13 protein-coding genes and 1 tRNA gene are annotated in these 18,355 nt (G+C 69.4%); 1 reads left to right on the top strand and 13 read right to left on the bottom strand.

Annotation, left to right across the window (positions count from 1 at the left end):
- Positions 1–20: 20 nt before the first annotated feature.
- The 13 genes from ACFWP2_RS03765 to ACFWP2_RS03705 form a co-directional block, all read right to left on the bottom strand.
- A complete protein-coding gene (locus ACFWP2_RS03765; protein ID WP_380447937.1) occupies positions 21–3,914 on the bottom strand; it encodes a DNA-directed RNA polymerase subunit beta' in 3,894 nt (1,297 codons plus the stop codon).
- 98 nt (positions 3,915–4,012) lie between these two features.
- Positions 4,013–7,489 carry a DNA-directed RNA polymerase subunit beta gene (gene rpoB / locus ACFWP2_RS03760; protein ID WP_380447935.1) on the bottom strand — a complete coding sequence of 1,159 codons (3,477 nt, stop codon included), beginning with the start codon at positions 7,487–7,489 and terminating at the stop codon, positions 4,013–4,015.
- Between the two features lie 709 nt (positions 7,490–8,198).
- Positions 8,199–8,582, bottom strand: a complete 384-nt coding sequence (gene rplL / locus ACFWP2_RS03755) for a 50S ribosomal protein L7/L12 (protein ID WP_380447933.1) — start codon at positions 8,580–8,582, stop codon at positions 8,199–8,201.
- Positions 8,583–8,670: 88 nt separating this feature from the next.
- A complete protein-coding gene (rplJ, locus tag ACFWP2_RS03750) occupies positions 8,671–9,234 on the bottom strand; it encodes a 50S ribosomal protein L10 (RefSeq protein WP_207809823.1) in 564 nt (187 codons plus the stop codon).
- Positions 9,235–9,583: 349 nt separating this feature from the next.
- Complete coding sequence (locus ACFWP2_RS03745; RefSeq protein ID WP_380447930.1) at positions 9,584–10,462, bottom strand: hypothetical protein; 879 nt, start codon at positions 10,460–10,462, stop codon at positions 9,584–9,586.
- Between the two features lie 144 nt (positions 10,463–10,606).
- Positions 10,607–11,524 (bottom strand): hypothetical protein, encoded by a 918-nt coding sequence (locus ACFWP2_RS03740; RefSeq protein WP_380447928.1) that lies wholly within the window; start codon positions 11,522–11,524, stop codon positions 10,607–10,609.
- Between the two features lie 88 nt (positions 11,525–11,612).
- Positions 11,613–12,494 (bottom strand): hypothetical protein, encoded by an 882-nt coding sequence (locus ACFWP2_RS03735; protein ID WP_380447926.1) that lies wholly within the window; start codon positions 12,492–12,494, stop codon positions 11,613–11,615.
- Positions 12,495–12,617: 123 nt separating this feature from the next.
- Positions 12,618–13,397, bottom strand: a complete 780-nt coding sequence (locus tag ACFWP2_RS03730) for a hypothetical protein (protein ID WP_380447924.1) — start codon at positions 13,395–13,397, stop codon at positions 12,618–12,620.
- A gap of 283 nt (positions 13,398–13,680) precedes the next feature.
- The gene (rplA, locus tag ACFWP2_RS03725; RefSeq protein WP_380447922.1) at positions 13,681–14,403 is read right to left on the bottom strand and encodes a 50S ribosomal protein L1; all 723 of its coding nucleotides are present in this window, start codon (positions 14,401–14,403) and stop codon (positions 13,681–13,683) included.
- A 77-nt stretch (positions 14,404–14,480) separates the two neighbouring features.
- Positions 14,481–14,915 (bottom strand): 50S ribosomal protein L11, encoded by a 435-nt coding sequence (rplK, locus tag ACFWP2_RS03720; protein WP_380447919.1) that lies wholly within the window; start codon positions 14,913–14,915, stop codon positions 14,481–14,483.
- Positions 14,916–15,080: 165 nt separating this feature from the next.
- Positions 15,081–15,944 (bottom strand): transcription termination/antitermination protein NusG, encoded by an 864-nt coding sequence (nusG, locus tag ACFWP2_RS03715; protein ID WP_380447917.1) that lies wholly within the window; start codon positions 15,942–15,944, stop codon positions 15,081–15,083.
- Positions 15,945–16,153: 209 nt separating this feature from the next.
- The gene (secE, locus tag ACFWP2_RS03710; RefSeq protein WP_380447915.1) at positions 16,154–16,480 is read right to left on the bottom strand and encodes a preprotein translocase subunit SecE; all 327 of its coding nucleotides are present in this window, start codon (positions 16,478–16,480) and stop codon (positions 16,154–16,156) included.
- 148 nt (positions 16,481–16,628) lie between these two features.
- Positions 16,629–16,701, bottom strand: a tRNA-Trp gene (locus ACFWP2_RS03705).
- A 283-nt stretch (positions 16,702–16,984) separates the two neighbouring features.
- Here ACFWP2_RS03705 and ACFWP2_RS03700 point away from each other — a divergent pair.
- Complete coding sequence (locus ACFWP2_RS03700) at positions 16,985–18,232, top strand: pyridoxal phosphate-dependent aminotransferase (RefSeq protein ID WP_380447913.1); 1,248 nt, start codon at positions 16,985–16,987, stop codon at positions 18,230–18,232.
- Positions 18,233–18,355: the final 123 nt, after the last annotated feature.

Raw genomic sequence — 18,355 nt, 5'->3', positions numbered from 1 at the left:
TGCGATCGGAGCTACGGGACTCAGCCGGTGTACGGGCCGTAGTCGTAGTCGTCCAGCGGAACCGCCTGGCCGGAGCCGGCGCCGAAGGGCGACAGGTCGTAGTCGTCGTAGCCGACGGCCGAGTACATCGCGGCCTTGGCCTCCTCGGTCGGCTCGACCCGGATGTTGCGGTAGCGGGGCAGACCCGTACCGGCCGGGATGAGCTTACCCAGGATGACGTTCTCCTTGAGGCCCAGCAGCGGGTCCGACTTGGCGTGGATCGCCGCGTCGGTGAGGACCCGGGTCGTCTCCTGGAAGGAGGCGGCCGACAGCCAGGACTCGGTGGCCAGCGAGGCCTTGGTGATACCCATCAGCTGCGGACGGCCGGAGGCGGGGTGACCGCCCTCGGCGACGACGCGGCGGTTCTCCTGCTCGAAGCGACCGCGCTCGACCAGCTCGCCGGGCAGCAGCTCGGCGTCGCCCGACTCGATGATCGTCACGCGGCGGAGCATCTGCCGGATGATGATCTCGATGTGCTTGTCGTGGATCGACACACCCTGCGAGTTGTAGACCTTCTGGACCTCGGCGACCAGGTGGACCTGGACGGCACGCTGGCCCATGATGCGCAGGACGTCGTGCGGGTTGGTGGCACCCATGGTCAGCTTCTGGCCGACCTCGACCGCCTCGCCCTCGCTGACCAGCAGCTTCACACGCTTCGAGACCGGGTAGGCGATCTCGTCGGTGCCGTCGTCCGGCGTGATGACCAGCTTGCGGGTCTTCTCGGTGTCCTCGATGCGGACCCGGCCCTGCGCCTCCGAGATCGGGGCCACACCCTTGGGGGTACGGGCCTCGAAGAGCTCGACGACACGCGGCAGACCCTGGGTGATGTCGTCACCGGCCACACCACCGGTGTGGAAGGTACGCATGGTCAGCTGGGTACCGGGCTCACCGATGGACTGGGCGGCGATGATGCCGACCGCCTCACCGATGTCGACCAGCTTGCCGGTGGCCAGCGAGCGCCCGTAGCACATGGCGCAGGTGCCGACGGCCGACTCACAGGTCAGGATCGAGCGGGTCTTGACCTCGCTGATGCCGTGGCGGATCAGCTCGTCGATCAGCACGTCACCGAGGTCGGTGTTGGCGGTGGCGAGGAGCTTGCCGTCCACCGTGATGTCCTCGGCCAGCATGCGGGCGTAGACGCTGGTCTCGACGTCGTCCGTCTTGCGCAGGACGCCGTCCGCACCGACGGTGCCGATCGCCAGCTTCAGGCCGCGCTCGGTGCCGCAGTCCTCCTCGCGGATGATGACGTCCTGGGAGACGTCGACCAGACGACGGGTGAGGTAACCGGAGTCGGCGGTACGCAGAGCGGTGTCGGCCAGACCCTTACGGGCACCGTGGGTGGAGATGAAGTACTCCAGAACGGTGAGGCCCTCACGGAACGACGCCTTGATGGGTCGCGGGATGGTCTCGTTCTTGGCGTTCGACACCAGACCACGCATACCGGCGATCTGGCGCATCTGCATCATGTTTCCACGGGCACCCGAGTCGACCATCATGAAGATGGGGTTCGTCTTCGGGAAGTTCGCGGCCATGGCGTCCGCGACCTCGTTGGTCGCCTGGGTCCAGATGCCGACGAGCTCCTGCTTGCGCTCGTCGTTGGTGATCAGACCGCGCTCGTACTGCTTCTGGACCTTCTCCGCCTTGGCCTCGTAGCCCTCGAGGATCTGGGGCTTGCTCGGCGGGACGATGACGTCCGAGATCGAGACGGTGACACCCGAACGGGTCGACCAGTGGAAGCCGGCCGCCTTCAGGTTGTCCAGGGTCGCCGCGACGACGACCTTGGGGTAGCGCTCCGCCAGGTCGTTGACGATCGCGGAGAGCTGCTTCTTGCCCACCTCGTAGTCGACGAACGGGTAGTCCTCGGGCAGCAGCTCGTTGAAGAGCGCGCGGCCCAGGGTGGTGGTCAGGCGGAAGGACTCGCCGTCGAACCAGCTCGACTGGCCGTCCTCGTCCACCGGGGCGGTCCAGCCGCGCGGCGGGACGGTGCCGGCCGGCAGGCGCAGCTCGATCGGGGCCTGGACGTCCAGGTCGCGGGCGTCGAAGGCCATGATCGCCTCGGCGGTCGACGAGAAGGTGCGGCCGGCGCCCTTCACGTTGTCGCGGTCCGAGGTCAGGAAGAACAGACCGAGCACCATGTCCTGGGTCGGCATGGTGACGGGGCGACCGTCGGCCGGCTTCAGGATGTTGTTCGAGGACAGCATCAGGATGCGGGCCTCGGCCTGCGCCTCCGCGGAGAGCGGCAGGTGGACGGCCATCTGGTCACCGTCGAAGTCCGCGTTGAACGCGGTGCAGACGAGCGGGTGGATCTGGATGGCCTTGCCCTCGACCAGCTGGGGCTCGAAGGCCTGGATGCCGAGGCGGTGCAGGGTGGGCGCACGGTTCAGCAGGACCGGGTGCTCGGCGATGACCTCTTCGAGCACGTCCCACACGACCGGACGGGCACGCTCGACCATGCGCTTGGCCGACTTGATGTTCTGCGCGTGGTTCAGGTCGACCAGGCGCTTCATCACGAACGGCTTGAAGAGCTCCAGCGCCATGGCCTTCGGCAGACCGCACTGGTGCAGCTTGAGCTGCGGGCCGACGACGATGACCGAACGGGCCGAGTAGTCGACTCGCTTGCCGAGCAGGTTCTGACGGAAACGACCCTGCTTGCCCTTCAGCATGTCGCTGAGGGACTTCAGCGGGCGGTTGCCCGGACCGGTGACCGGACGGCCGCGGCGGCCGTTGTCGAACAGCGCGTCGACGGCCTCCTGGAGCATGCGCTTCTCGTTGTTCACGATGATCTCGGGGGCACCGAGGTCGAGCAGGCGCTTCAGGCGGTTGTTGCGGTTGATGACGCGGCGGTACAGGTCGTTCAGGTCGGAGGTCGCGAAGCGGCCACCGTCCAGCTGCACCATCGGACGCAGGTCCGGCGGGATGACCGGGACGCAGTCCAGCACCATGCCGTTGGGCTTGTTGGTGGTCTGCAGGAACGCGGAGACGACCTTGAGGCGCTTGAGCGCACGGGTCTTCTTCTGGCCCTTGCCGGTGCGGATGATCTCGCGCAGGCGCTCGGACTCCTCCGCCAGGTCGAAGGTCTCGAGGCGGTCCTTGAGGGCCGCCGCGCCCATCGAGCCGGAGAAGTAGGTGCCGAAGCGGTCGCGCAGCTCGCGGTAGAGCAGCTCGTCGCCCTCGAGGTCCTGGACCTTGAGGTTCTTGAAGCGGGCCCACACCTCGTCGAGGCGGTCGAGCTCGCGCTGCGCACGGTCGCGCAGCTGCTTCATCTCGCGCTCGGCGCCCTCGCGCACCTTGCGGCGCACGTCGGCCTTGGCGCCCTCGGCCTCCAGCTCGGCCAGGTCGGTCTCGGCCTTCTTGGCGCGGGCCTCGAGGTCGGAGTCGCGGCGGTTCTCGATCTGCTGGCGCTCGACCGAGACGTGCGCCTCCAGGGACGGCAGGTCGCGCTGGCGGCGCTCGTCGTCGACCCAGGTGATCATGTAGGCGGCGAAGTAGATGACCTTCTCGAGGTCCTTCGGCGCCAGGTCGAGCAGGTAGCCCAGACGGGACGGCACGCCCTTGAAGTACCAGATGTGGGTGACCGGGGCGGCCAGCTCGATGTGGCCCATCCGCTCGCGGCGCACCTTGGCGCGGGTCACCTCGACGCCGCAGCGCTCGCAGATGATGCCCTTGAAGCGGACGCGCTTGTACTTACCGCAGTAGCACTCCCAGTCCCGGGTCGGGCCGAAGATCTTCTCGCAGAAGAGGCCGTCCTTTTCGGGCTTCAGGGTGCGGTAGTTGATGGTCTCCGGCTTCTTGACCTCGCCGTGCGACCACTGGCGGATGTCGTCGGCGGTGGCCAGGCCGATGCGGAGCTCGTCGAAGAAGTTGACGTCAAGCACTGGTCGTCAAGCCCTCTTTCGTAAGTCGAGAGTCGTTCATGTGGTCTGAGGGGGGCCTGGGGGCGGGCCAGCCGCTGCTGCGGCCGGCCCCACCTCCGTCAGACCTCTTCGACGCTGCTCGGCTCGCGCCGGGACAGGTCGATGCCGAGCTCCTCGGCGGCGCGGAACACGTCCTCGTCGGAGTCCCGCATCTCGATGGACTGGCCGTCCGAGGACAGCACCTCCACGTTGAGGCAGAGCGACTGCATTTCCTTGATGAGGACCTTGAAGGACTCGGGAATGCCGGGCTCGGGGATGTTCTCGCCCTTGACGATGGCCTCGTAGACCTTGACTCGGCCGAGGACGTCGTCGGACTTGATGGTGAGCAGCTCCTGGAGCGCGTAGGCCGCGCCGTACGCCTCGAGGGCCCACACCTCCATCTCACCGAAGCGCTGACCACCGAACTGCGCCTTACCACCGAGCGGCTGCTGGGTGATCATCGAGTACGGACCGGTCGAGCGGGCGTGCAGCTTGTCGTCGACCAGGTGGTGCAGCTTGAGGATGTACATGTAGCCGACCGAGACCGGCATCGGGAACGGCTCGCCGGAGCGGCCGTCGAACAGGCGGGCCTTGCCGGTGGAGTTCACCAGGCGCTCACCGTCACGGGTGAGGGTGGTGTTGTCCAGCAGACCGGTGATCTCGTCCTCGCGGGCGCCGTCGAAGACCGGGGTGGCGAGGTTGGTGCCGCCCTGGACGGTGTCGGCGCCGATCGCCTGCAGGCGCTGGGCCCACTCGTCGGCGAGGCCGGAGACGTCCCAGCCCTGCTTGGCGAGCCACCCGAGGTGGATCTCCAGGACCTGTCCCGGGTTCATTCGGGACGGGACACCCAGCGGGTTGAGGATGATGTCGACCGGGGTGCCGTCCTCGAGGAACGGCATGTCCTCGACCGGGAGGATCTTGGAGATGACACCCTTGTTGCCGTGACGGCCGGCGAGCTTGTCACCGTTGGTGATCTTGCGCTTCTGGGCCACGTAGACGCGGACCAGCTGGTTCACGCCGGGGGGCAGCTCGTCGCCCTCCTCGCGGTCGAACACGCGGACGCCGATGACCTTGCCGGACTCGCCGTGCGGCACCTTCAGCGAGGTGTCGCGGACCTCACGGGCCTTCTCGCCGAAGATCGCGCGGAGCAGGCGCTCCTCCGGGGTCAGCTCGGTCTCGCCCTTCGGGGTGACCTTGCCGACCAGGATGTCGCCGGTGACGACGTCGGCGCCGATGCGGATGATGCCGCGCTCGTCGAGGTCGGCGAGGACCTCCTCGGAGACGTTCGGGATGTCCCGGGTGATCTCCTCGGGGCCGAGCTTGGTGTCACGGGCGTCGACCTCGTGCTCCTCGATGTGGATCGAGGAGAGGACGTCGTCCTGCACGAGGCGCTGCGACAGGATGATCGCGTCCTCGTAGTTGTGGCCCTCCCACGACATGAACGCCACGAGCAGGTTCTTGCCGAGGGCCATCTCGCCCTCGTCGGTGCACGGGCCGTCGGCCAGCACCTGGTTGACCTCGACCCGGGCGCCCTCGTCCACGAGCACCTTCTGGTTGAAGGCGGTGCCCTGGTTGGAGCGGGTGAACTTGGCGGCGCGGTACGTGGTGTACGTGCCGTCGTCGTTGGCCACGGTGACGTAGTCGGCCGAGACCTCCTGGACGACACCGGCCTTCTCGGCGGTGATGACGTCCGCGGCGTCGACGGCGCAGCGGTACTCCATGCCGGTGCCGACCAGCGGAGCCTCGCTCTTCAGCAGCGGCACCGCCTGGCGCATCATGTTCGAGCCCATGAGCGCGCGGTTGGCGTCGTCGTGCTCGAGGAACGGGATCATGGCGGTCGCGACCGACACCATCTGGCGCGGCGAGACGTCCATGTAGTCGATCTCGGTGCCGGGGATGTAGTCGATCTCGCCGCCACGGCGGCGGACCAGGACGCGCGGCTCGGCGAAGTGCAGGTCCGCGGTCAGCGGCGCGTTCGCCTGGGCGATGACGTAGCGGTCCTCCTCGTCGGCGGTGAGGTAGTCCACCTTCTCGGTGACGACACCGTCGACGACCTTGCGGTACGGGGTCTCGATGAAGCCGAAGGCGTTGACCCGGCCGTACGAGGCCAGCGACCCGATCAGACCGATGTTCGGGCCTTCGGGGGTCTCGATCGGACACATGCGGCCGTAGTGCGAGGGGTGCACGTCACGGACCTCGAAGCCGGCCCGCTCACGGGACAGACCACCGGGGCCCAGCGCGGACAGACGGCGCTTGTGGGTCAGGCCCGACAGCGGGTTCGTCTGGTCCATGAACTGCGACAGCTGGCTGGTGCCGAAGAACTCCTTGATGGAGGCGACGACCGGCCGGATGTTGATCAGGGTCTGCGGCGTGATCGCCTCGACGTCCTGGGTGGTCATGCGCTCGCGCACGACGCGCTCCATGCGGGCGAGACCCGTACGGACCTGGTTCTGGATGAGCTCGCCGACGTTGCGCAGGCGGCGGTTGCCGAAGTGGTCGATGTCGTCGACCTCGACCACGATGTCGCGGCCGTCGTCGTCACGCCACTCGGTCTCGCCCGCGTGCAGCTTCACCAGGTACTTGATCGCACCGATGATGTCGGGCTCGGTGAGCACGCCGGAGTCCAGCGACTCGGCGTTGCCCAGCTTGCGGTTGACCTTGTAACGGCCGACCTTGGCGAGGTCGTAGCGCTTCGGGTTGAAGTACAGGTTCTCCAGAAGCGTCTGCGCGGCCTCGCGCGTGGGCGGCTCGCCCGGGCGCAGCTTGCGGTAGATGTCCAGCAGCGCGTCGTCCTGGCCCTGGGTGTGGTCCTTCTCCAGGGTGGCGCGCATCGACTCGTACTCGCCGAACTCCTCGAGAATCATCTCGTTGGTCCAGCCGAGCGCCTTGAGCAGCACGGTGACGGACTGCTTGCGCTTACGGTCGATGCGGACGCCGACCATGTCGCGCTTGTCGATCTCCATCTCCAGCCAGGCACCACGCGAGGGGATGACCTTGCAGGAGTAGATGTCCTTGTCGGACACCTTGTCCAGGGTGGAGTCGAAGTACACACCCGGGGAGCGGACCAGCTGCGACACGACGACACGCTCGGTGCCGTTGATCACGAACGTGCCCTTGTGGGTCATGAGCGGGAAGTCGCCCATGAAGACCGTCTGAGACTTGATCTCACCGGTCTCGTTGTTGGTGAACTCGGCCGTGACGAAGAGCGGGGCCGCGAACGTGAAGTCGCGGTCCTTGCACTCGTCAATGGAGTTCTTCGGCGGCTCGAAACGGTGGTCGCGGAAGGTCAGCGACATCGACCCGCTGAAGTCCTCGATCGGGGAGATCTCCTCGAAGATCTCCTCCAGACCGGACTTCGTGGGGACGTCCTGACCACTCTCCAGTGCCGCCTCGACCCGGGCCTTCCAGGCCGCGTTGCCGAGCAGCCAGTCAAAGCTCTCGGTCTGCAGGGCCAGGAGGTTGGGGACCTCGAGGGGCTCCTTGATCTTCGCGAACGAGACGCGGAGCGGGGCGGTGGATGCGGCGGAATTGTTCGAGGCGTTGCGCGGCGCGGCCAAGAGGGGGGTCCTTCCGAGGGCTCGGAGCTCACTACGCGCGTACCAGCCGGGCCTGCTTGGGCTTGGTGCCGCCTCCCTCGCCACTGGCCTCCGCCGGGGTCGAAACCCCAGGTCAGAGCCGCTTTGCGGAGGCGGTGCCAGACCCCTTCAGGGCAACGCAAACTCCGGGCGACGAGTCACGGAGCAGCTAACAGGCAGCGCAAAGGGACAGTGTAGCCAAAGGCGACACTGCTGTCCAGCTCTGATTCGGAGACCGAATCGGAGACTCCTCCCGGTAGCCGGCGAGCGCGGGCGCCCACCGGGTACTGCTCTAACTCACGTGGAGTCATTTCCCGCCGGAGCCGCTGGTTATGCATCCACCAGCGAACCAACCGGGCGGACTCGCGCCTTGAGAATCGCGCGCCTCGCCAGGTTCGTCAAGGGCCCGCCGGCGGCGCGGGCCTCGACCGGTCTATCGGTCCGGAGCCGCCCGGCGTTACAGAAGCCGTGGTGGCGCCGCCCTCGACGACGGTGATCACCATACCCCTCGGCACCGACGGTGCCGAGTGCGCCGTCGGCCACACCGGCGGGCCGTACCGGCCGGTCGGGGGAACCGGGTCGCGGACGCCCCGACGGGGCCCGGCACGGGCCCGGAAACGCGAAAAAGCCGGGCCGACCACCCGCAAGGGTGATCGGCCCGGCTTCAGGCCCCCTCAGAGGGGGCGAGAAGTCACTTGACGGTGACCTTGGCGCCGGCACCCTCGAGGGCGGCCTTGGCCTTCTCGGCAACGTCCTTGGCAACCTTCTCCAGGACCTTGGCACCAGCGGTGTCAACGAGGTCCTTGGCCTCCTTCAGGCCGAGGGAGGTCAGGGTGCGCACCTCCTTGATGACCTGGATCTTCTTGTCGCCGGCGGCGTCGAGGATGACGTCGAACTCGTCCTGCTCCTCGACGGCCTCGGCGGCCGGGCCGGCAGCACCGGCGGCGGCAACGGCGACCGGGGCGGCAGCGGTGACGTCGAACTTCTCCTCGAAGGCCTTCACGAAGGCAGCGAGCTCGATGAGGGTGAGCTCCTCGAACTGCGCGAGCAGCTCGTCCTGGGTCAGCTTCGCCATGATGGCGTCCTTCCACTAAATCGGCAGGTGGTGCCGTATGTACGGGTTGGGCGGGCACGGGCCCGCAGCGAGGCGTGAGCCTGCCGAATTACTCGGCGGCGGCGTCCTCGGCGGCGGGAGCCGGCGTACCGGCACCGCCCTGCTCGACCTTGTCGCGCAGCGCGTCCACAGTGCGGACGAGCTTCGACGGCAGGGCCTGGAAGAGCGCGGCAGCCTGGGACTGCTTGGCCTTCAGGGCACCCGCCAGCTTGGCGAGCAGCACCTCGCGGGACTCGAGGTCCGCGAGCTTCTTGATCTCATCGGCGGACAGCGCCTTGCCGTCAAGGACACCGCCCTTGATGATGAGAGCGGGGTTCTCCTTGGCGAAGTCACGCAGAGCCTTCGCCGACTCCACCGGGTCACCGGTGACGAAGGCGACAGCCGTCGGACCAGTGAACAGGTCGTCGAGCTCCGTGATCCCGACCTCATTGGCCGCAATCTTGGTCAGCGTGTTCTTCACCACGGCGTACTCGGCGTTGTCGCCGAGCGAGCGACGCAGGGTCTTGACCTGCTTCACCGAGAGACCGCGGTACTCGGTGAGCAGCGCCGCGGAGGAGCCACGGAACTTGTCCGTGATCTCGGCGACGGCAGCAGCCTTGTCGGGCCTGGCCATAGGCTTACGCCTCCTTCCGTGATGTCGAAGTCGGGCCGACCGCGAAAGTCGACCTAGGTCGCCGTGGACCACCGGACGGAAGGGAAGCTCCTGCGGAAACGCAACGAGCCCCGGTGCGCAGGCGCACGGGGCTCGGAACGACCTCGACGGGCGGCCGCGCGAACGCGGTACCCGGAAGTCGAAGCTCCAGACACACCTGCGCGGGCTGCCTGCGACGAATCGCAGATCCTTCGGCCACCTGCTCCCTGACGGGCGCGGCGGCAACCAGCGGTCTTTGGCTTCGGCCAGCGTAGCGGGAGCCCTTCGCAAGGTGCAAATCGTCCCCGGACGGACGGTCGTCCGGCACCGCTCAGCGGGCCAGCGGGGAGACCGTCCGGACGCCGGTGTCCACGGTGTCCGTCTCGGCCGGCGCCTGCGCCGAGAGCAGTGCCCCGGCGAGGTCGGTGTAGAGCACCGAGTCGTCCGCCCGGCCGCTGTCCCCGCTGCCGGTGCGCTGGAGCCTGACCAGCTGGTCCTTGTCGTTGAGCCAGAGGTCCAGGGTGAGCGAGGTCGAGCCGCCGGGCGCCAGCGCGGCCCGCAGCCCGTCGCGGCGGGCCTGGGTCAGCTGGGTCTGGGCGGCCGCGTACTTCTCGGCGGTGGTGGTGACCCGGTAGTGCTCGGTGGTGGAGTCCTCGGACTTCTCCTCGCCGACGAAGACCGGGTCCGTCCCCTCGGCGGTGGCCGCGGTCAGCGCCTCGACCGGGCTCAGCAGGTCGATCAGCCCGGCGTACGGCGTCTCCTTGTGACCGTCCGCGTCCGGCGGGACGGTGAAGCGCTCCCAGTGCCGGCCGCCGTTCCTGGCCGCGGTGGCGGCGTCCCCGCCCTGGTAGGCGACCGTGTCCACGACGATCAGCTGCTCGGCCTCGGCCGGGGTGGAGCGCTTGATCTGGAGCGCGGTCTTGGGCTGCCAGAACAGCGGGCCGGAGCCCGCGTCCGCGCCGAGCCGGTAGCTGACCTTGGCCCGGCGGGCGGTCTGCATGGCCAGCTGGGCGGAGAGCAGGACCCCGTGCGGCGAGCGGTCGGTGGGCTTGGCCTGGGCGCTCGGGGAGGCGGTGGGCGGCGGGGCGCTGGCCGTGCTCGGGCTGCCGGACGGCGTGGCGGGCGCGCCGCCGCCCCCGTCGCAGCCGGTCAGCCCGCTCGCCAGCAGGGCGACGACGGCCACTGCCGCCAACCGCTGCCGTGCCGCCATCGTCCGTTCCCCTCTCGCCCGGCCCCGTCCGACGGCGGCCTCGTCCCGGCCACCTTGCCACCCGTTCCCGGTCCGCCCGGCGTCGGCCCCCTCCGGCGGGCGAACCCACCGGGTCGGCCGAGCCGGGCTACCCGGGCGGTCGGGTCAGCTGCCGCTCGCGGCCTTCTCGAGGTCGGCGAGGGAGATGGCGTCGGCCGGGGTGGCGGCGATCACCGGGGTGCCGTAGTCCGAGTAGTCGACGGTGACGTTCAGCGCGCCGGCCTTGGTCTCGGCCTGCTCGCTGCGCTTGACCACCAGCTTGTCCGTGTCGACCCAGACGTCGATCCGGTCGCTGGTGATGCCGGCCGCCACCAGGTTCTGCTTGATCTTGTCGGCCTGGGCCTGGGTCATGCCCTGGGTGGTGGCCGCGGCCACGTCGTCGGCGTTGAGCACGCCGGAGTAGTGGGTGGTGGCCTTGCCGTTCACCGTCTCCTGGCCGACCTCGGTGACCTTGCCGCTGGCGATCAGCGTCCGGACGCCCTGCACCGGGTCCGCGCTCTGGAGCTGGTCGGCCGTGCCGCCGGACGCCTTGGCCATGTCGGCCTTGCTGTAGCGGACCCACCTCGGGGCACCCTGCTCCAGCAGCTCCCCGCCCAGGGCCATGTACATGGCCTCCTTGGTGTACAGGTAGTGCACGTTCGGGCCGCCGGTCAGCGGCTCCAGGAGCTTGGCCATCGGGGAGCCCGACAGGTCCATCGTGAGGTCGGCCTCCAGGCCGTCGGCCCAGGAGACCGCGCCCTTGCCCTTCATGGTGACCTGGCCGACCTGGATCACCTCGTCGACCTTCGCCGACTTGGCCGCGCTGGTCTTCTGGGTGACCTGCTCCAGGTAGACCGCCGGGCTGACCTTCTCCGGCTTCGCACCGGTGGTCGGGGCGGCGGCCGACGGGGTGGCCGAGGCGGCGGCGGCCGTGGTCGGCGCGGCCGGGGCGGCCTTCTTGTCGTCGTTGTTGTTGCAGGCGGTCGCGGTCAGCGCCAGAGCGGCGAGGACGACGGCGACGGCGGTGTTGCGGGTTCCAGCCATGATTCCCCCCTTGCGGACCCCGGGCGCGTGGCGCGCCCGGGGTGGTAGCCGGTTGTTGCGGGTGGGCCCGGTGTCCGGTGCGGCCGGATCAGCCGAGCAGCTTGAGCAGGTCGGCCTCGCTGCCGAGGTCGCCGGCGGGCGGCGCCGCGATCGCGGCGGCCTTGCCGAGGTTGGAGTACTTGATGGTGACGGCCTGCTTCTCGCCGTTGGTGTCGCCGTACTCCTTGTACTGGACGAGCTCCTGGCTGCCGTTCAGCCAGAAGTCGATGGTGAGGTTCTTGCCGTCCTCCTCCAGCGTCTTCTGGACGGCCTTGCGCTGCTCCGCCGGGAGCCCCGACATCCCGGCCACCAGCGCGGCGGTGTCCTGCTCCGCCCGCAGGTGGGTGGTCTTGACGCCGTCCACGGTCTCCTCGCCGACCTTGGAGAGCTTGCCGCTCTGGGCCGCGACGGTGAGCAGGACGACCGGGTTGGTCATCTGGCCGACGGCCTGGAAGCTCGCGCCCGTGGTGTCCGCGGGCACCTTGACCCAGTGCTTGCCGCCCAGGGCCGGGGCCACGTCGTCGCCGCCGCCGAGGTAGGCGTCCGCGCCGAGCACCCGGATCCGCAGCTTCTTGCCCTCGATGTCGCTGGCCAGGTCCACGGACGCCTTGGCCGGGTCCTTCCAGTCCGCGTCGCCGGTGCCGGCGGTGTCGGTGGGATCGGCCGGGATCAGGGTGACCTTGCCGTTGCCGGCCTTCTGCATCACCGCGGCGGAGGCGGCCAGCGCGGCCTTCGGGTCCCCGGCCAGGGCCGCCGCGAGCGGGTCCGCGGCCTTGGTCTCGGTCGGCTTGGCGTCGGCGGGCTTGGCCTCGGCGGTCTTGGTGTCGCTCCCCTTGGCGTCGCCGCTCTTGGTGTCACCGCCGCAGGCGGTGGCGGCACCGAGCAGGACGGCCGCCGTCGCGACGGCCGAGGCGAGGCGCAGAGCGCGCATGAGGGTCCCCCCGTGAGTTCCAGATCCCCATGGAAGAACCGATTGTCAGCTCTTCTCATGTTCTTTTCATGCGGACTCTAACGGATCGCCGATATTCCCACGTACCGGATATCCCCCTCCCCGTCACCCGCCCGCGGCGGGTGTCGCGTCCGTCGCCCCGGAAGCCGAGACATCGGTCGTGGTCACCGTGGTTCCCGCACTCCCCCGGACCGTCTCGCGCAGCCGCAGCAGCTGCATGCCGGGCCCGACCCAGATGTCGTAGCCGATCGCCGTCGCCCCCTGCCGCCGGTACCAGTCCAGTGTGGCGGCGCGCCGCCGCGGGCTCAACTCGTGGTCCTCGCCGAACAGTTCGGCCACCGGCGCGGAGCCCTGGTAGTGCGCCGCGGTCACCCCGGCCAGCTGCTCGCCGCCGAGCGAGGTGAGCTTGACGCCCTGGGCGACCTCGTACGCCCGGCCGCCCGGACCGGTGATCAGCGCCGTCGTCCAGCCGCCCGCGAAGCCCTCCGGGTCGGGACCCGCCCCGGGGTCGACCGACTCGGCGGTGCTCCGCTCCGCGTGCTTGGCCGCGCCGCCCTGGTAGACGAGGTCGAGGGCGCCGTCCTTCACGGTCAGCTGCCCGCTGCCCAGCTCGTCGGTGACGGCCAGCCGGGCCTCGTCCGACGCGCCCCAGACCAGGGAGCCGCTCGCGGTGCGCCGGCCGCCCGGGCCCTCCCGCACCACGTCGATCCGGGCGCTGCCGGCGTCGTCCAGCGTCTGCGCGGCCATGAGCACCACCTGCTTGGGCGGCACCGGCGCGGGGCCCCCGGGGGTCGCGGTGGTCGGAGCGGCCAGCAGGCTGCACCCGGTGGTGGCGAGCAGCAGCAGAGCCGCTGCGAGAACGGTGGGGCGAGGGGCGGGCGGCACGGCACACTCCGGCGGTCACAGGTGCTCCACGTGGTCTGACCGGCAGAGCGTACGACGGTTCGGCCCGCCGTTCCCATCCGCCCGTGTCCCGATCCGGCAACCGCTGCGGGCGGCCGCCGCCCCCCGGCCCGGCCCTCGTTCCCGGCCCGGCCGTCGTCCCCGGACCGGCCCCGGTCGCACCCCGGGTCGCACCACCGGTCGCACCCCGGGAACGACGGCGGGCCCGCACCCCCGGTGAAGGGGGTGCGGGCCCGTCGTACGGACTGCTCTAGAGCACTGGGGCTCAGACCGCGGCCGGGTCCTCCTCGACGAGGAGGTTGCGGGTGCGGTTCGGGTCCACCAGGATGCCGGGGCCCATGGTGGTCGAGAACGCGGTCTTCTTGATGTAGCGGCCCTTGGCGGCGGACGGCTTGGCGCGGAGCACCTCGTCCAGCGCGGCGGCGTAGTTCTCGACCAGCTGCTCGTCGGTGAAGGAGGCCTTACCGATGATGAAGTGCAGGTTCGAGTGCTTGTCGACGCGGAACTCGATCTTGCCGCCCTTGATCTCGTTCACGGCCTTGGCCACGTCCGGGGTCACGGTGCCGGTCTTCGGGTTCGGCATCAGGCCACGGGGACCGAGCACGCGGCCGAGGCGGCCGACCTTGCCCATGAGGTCCGGGGTGGCGACGACGGCGTCGAAGTCGAGGCGGCCCTTGGCGACCTCGTCGATGAGCTCGTCCGAGCCGACGATGTCGGCACCCGCAGCACGCGCGGCCTCGGCACGCTCGCCGGTCGCGAAGACCAGGACCCGAGCGGTCTTACCGGTGCCGTGCGGGAGGATCACGGTGCTGCGGACCATCTGGTCGGCCTTGCGCGGGTCGACGCCCAGACGCATGGCGACCTCGACGGTGCCGTCGAACTTGGTGGTGCTGGTCGCCTTGGCGAGGCGGACGGCCTCGAGGGGGGCGTAAAGGCGCTCGCGGTCGACCTTGGCGTCCGCGGCCTTCAGGGCCTTGCTGCGCTTCATAGCTGCTCCTGAATGGTGAATGGAGTTGTGGTGTCACGGGCCTGGCGCAGGCCCTACCACAGGGGACGAGAAGGGGATCAGCCCTCGACGGTGATGCCCATCGACCGGGCGGTGCCGGCGATGATCTTCTCCGCGGCGTCCAGGTCGTTGGCGTTCAGGTCGGGCATCTTGGTGGTGGCGATCTCGCGGACCTGGGCGCTGGTGAGCTTGGCGACCTTGGTCTTGTGCGGCTCGCTGGAGCCCTTCTCGACACCGGCGGCCTTCAGGATGAGGCGCGCGGCCGGCGGCGTCTTCGTGATGAAGGTGAAGGAACGGTCGTCGTAGACCGTGATCTCCACCGGCACGATCATGCCGCGCTGCGACTCGGTCGCAGCGTTGTAGGCCTTGCAGAACTCCATGATGTTGACGCCGTGCTGACCCAGCGCGGGGCCGACCGGCGGCGCCGGGTTGGCCGCACCGGCGTTGATCTGGAGCTTGATAAGCCCCGTGATCTTCTTCTTCTTGGGAGGCATGTCTCTCCGGGTCCTTCCGAGAGGTGATTGCTGGTGCGTGCGGAACCGGGGCGACACCCGGCCGCCAGCACACACATCGGACCAGGCTAACGCGTCCGCGCCGCTGGACCAAAACGGATCCGGGGCAGAGCCGTCGGCCCCGCCCCGGATCCGAAGACCTTGGGACTAGTTCTTCTGGATCTGGTCGAAGGAGAGCTCGACCGGGGTCTCCCGGCCGAAGATCTCGACCAGGCCCTTGACCTTCTTCGAGTCCGGGTTGATCTCGTTGATGGTCGCCTGCAGCGTCGCGAACGGACCGTCGGTGACGGTGACCGAGTCGCCGACCTCGAAGTCCAGCACCTGGATCTCGCTCGGCTTGATCGGCGAGGGCTTGCCGGCCTCCTTGGCCGCCTGGCGCTCGACGTCGGGGGCGAGCATCTTGACGACCTCGTCCAGGGTCAGCGGGTACGGGTCGTAGGCGTTGCCGACGAAGCCGGTGACACCCGGGGTGTTGCGCACGACGCCCCAGGACTCGGGGGTGAGGTCCATGCGCACCAGGACGTAGCCGGGGAGCTTGTTCTGGCGGATGGTCTTGCGGTCGCCGTTCTTGATCTGGACGACCTCCTCCTGCGGCACCTCGGCCTGGAAGATGTACTCCTCGACGTTCAGCGAGACGGCGCGCTGCTCCAGGTTCTGCTTCACCCGGTTCTCGTAGCCGGCGTAGGTGTGGATCACGTACCACTCGCCCGGCATGAAGCGCAGGTCCTCGCGGAACTTGGCGACCGGGTCGACCTCGACGGCCGGCTCCTCCTCGACGGCCTCCTCGGCCTCGAGCTCGGTGTCGCCCTCCACGTGCAGCGCGGCCTCCTCGGCCGGCTCGCCCGCCTCGGCCTCGTCGTACGCCTCGACCTCGTCCTCGTCGCTGTCCGCGGCGTCCACGATCTGCTCGGCGGACTCGACGTCGTCAGCCGGCTCGGTCGCGTCCGGCTCGGCGGCGACATCCGCCTCGCGGACGGTCTCGTCGGCGTCGTACAGGGGGGACTCAGACACGGTGGCGGCTTCTTTCCTGGAGATGGTGAAGGTGGCGCGCTCCTCGACCGGCCCGGCGTGCGACCGCTCGCACGGGCGCCAGGTGAGGTCTCGGAGACTTCAACAGTACCGAGTCCACGGTAGCCGCGCGTACGTCCGGCACCGACAGCTCGACCCGGGCCGAGGATTCGGCCCGGGTCGGGAAGCTGTTCGAAAGGTGGGGCGGCCGGTCAGCCGAAGACCAGGAGGCTCAGCTTGGAGAAGCCGTAGTCCAGGCCGGCCACGAAGGCCATCACGACCACCACGAAGGTGACGACGACGGCGGTGTAGTTGGTGAGCTCGCCGCGGGTGGGCCAGACGACCTTGCGCAGCTCGGCGATGATCTGGCGGTAGAACAGACCCATCCTGGCGAAGAGGCCCTTCTTGGCCCGCTTGCCGGACTTCTTCTGCTTGCCGGACTTGTTCTCGCCCTCGGCCGACGTGTTCTCGGCAACGCCATCGGCACCCTCGGGGTTGCCGCTCTCAGGCGTTGCGGTGGAGCCCGTGGTCTCCGTCACTCGTCCTCACCTGAATCCGGGTCCTGCCGAACTTCGCCGCACACCCGGTGGGGCCACGGCCAGTCGGCTAGCGGTGCTGATCGGTGCCATCTCCGCATCAAGCCCGCTCACTCCTGTGGAGCGAACGGGCTGAAAACGGATCTAGCAGCAGGGCAAGAGGGACTCGAACCCCCAACCGCCGGTTTTGGAGACCGGTGCTCTACCAATTGAGCTATTGCCCTACGGTGCCTCGCGGCTCCGGTGGCGACCAACCTACCGCATCTCCCCCCGCTGTCTGTACAGGCGGTGAAAGCTCCGGTTTTCTCGGCGGGCCGTCGAGCAGCGAGTGTACGTGGTCGAGGGGTGTTTGGTCGAACCTCTTTCTCCGGACCGGCCGGTCGCCCGGCGAACGTCCGGTCCGGCGGGGCGCCCGCCGACGGATCGCCGGGGCCGCGATCCGGACGGGAGCGTACGGATGCCGACACCCCGCTGCCCGGTTGGTCCGGGTTCTGCGACGATGCAGGCATGAGCGCTTCCACCCCTCAGCCCGACCAGTCCATCCGCCCCGCCGACCGCCGGGTCTCCGCCCGGATCGGTGCGATCGCCGAGTCCGCGACCCTCGCCGTGGACGCCAAGGCCAAGGCCCTCAAGGCCGCCGGCCGTCCGGTCATCGGCTTCGGCGCCGGCGAGCCCGACTTCCCGACCCCGGACTACATCGTCGAGGCGGCCGTCGAGGCCTGCCGCGACCCGAAGAACCACCGCTACACCCCGGCGGGTGGCCTGCCCGAGCTGAAGGCCGCGATCGCCGCCAAGACGCTGCGCGACTCCGGCTACGAGGTGGACGCCTCCCAGGTGCTGGTCACCAACGGCGGCAAGCAGGCGATCTACGAGGCCTTCGCGGCGATCCTGGACCCGGGCGACGAGGTCATCGTCCCGGCGCCGTACTGGACCACCTACCCGGAGTCCATCCAGCTGGCCGGCGGCGTCCCGGTGGAGGTCGTGGCCGACGAGACCACCGGCTACAAGGTCTCGGTCGAGCAGCTGGAGGCCGCCCGCACCGAGAACACCAAGGTGGTGCTGTTCGTCTCGCCGTCCAACCCGACCGGCGCGGTGTACACCGAGGCCGAGGCCGAGGCGATCGGCCGCTGGGCGCTGGAGCACGGCCTGTGGGTGCTCACCGACGAGATCTACGAGCACCTGGTCTACGGCGACGCCACGTTCACCTCGCTGCCGGCCCTGCTGCCCGAGCTGGCCGACAAGTGCATCGTGGTCAACGGTGTCGCCAAGACCTACGCGATGACCGGCTGGCGGGTGGGCTGGGTGATCGGCCCCAAGGACGTCATCAAGGCCGCGACCAACCTCCAGTCGCACGCCACCTCGAACGTCTCCAACGTCGCCCAGCGCGCCGCGATCGCCGCCGTCGCCGGCGACCTGTCCGCGGTGCACGAGATGCGCACCGCGTTCGACCGCCGCCGCCGGACCATCGTGCGGATGCTCAACGAGATCGACGGCGTGCTCTGCCCCGAGCCCGAGGGCGCCTTCTACGCCTACCCGTCGGTGAAGGGCCTGCTGGGCAAGGAGATCCGCGGGCAGCGCCCGCAGACCTCCGCCGAGCTGGCGAGCCTGATCCTGGACGAGGTCGAGGTCGCCGCCGTCCCGGGCGAGGCCTTCGGCACCCCCGGCTACCTGCGGTTCTCCTACGCGCTCGGAGACGAGGACCTGGTCGAGGGCATCAGCCGGATCCAGAAGCTGCTCGGCGAGGCCCGCGACTGACGCCGTTCCGGCACTGACGTCAATCCGACATACGGGATTCACCCGGCACGCCGCCTCCTTTCACCCCTTCGGGGGATGGAAAGGAGGCGGTTCCCGTTCGGGGGCCTCATACGGCAGTATCGG

The sequence above is a fragment of the Kitasatospora sp. NPDC058444 genome (assembly GCF_042721415.1).
Taxonomy (GTDB): Bacteria; Actinomycetota; Actinomycetes; order Streptomycetales; family Streptomycetaceae; genus Kitasatospora.
Note: the sequence above shows the minus strand (reverse complement) of the source record. Positions and strands in the feature narration are given on the sequence as shown.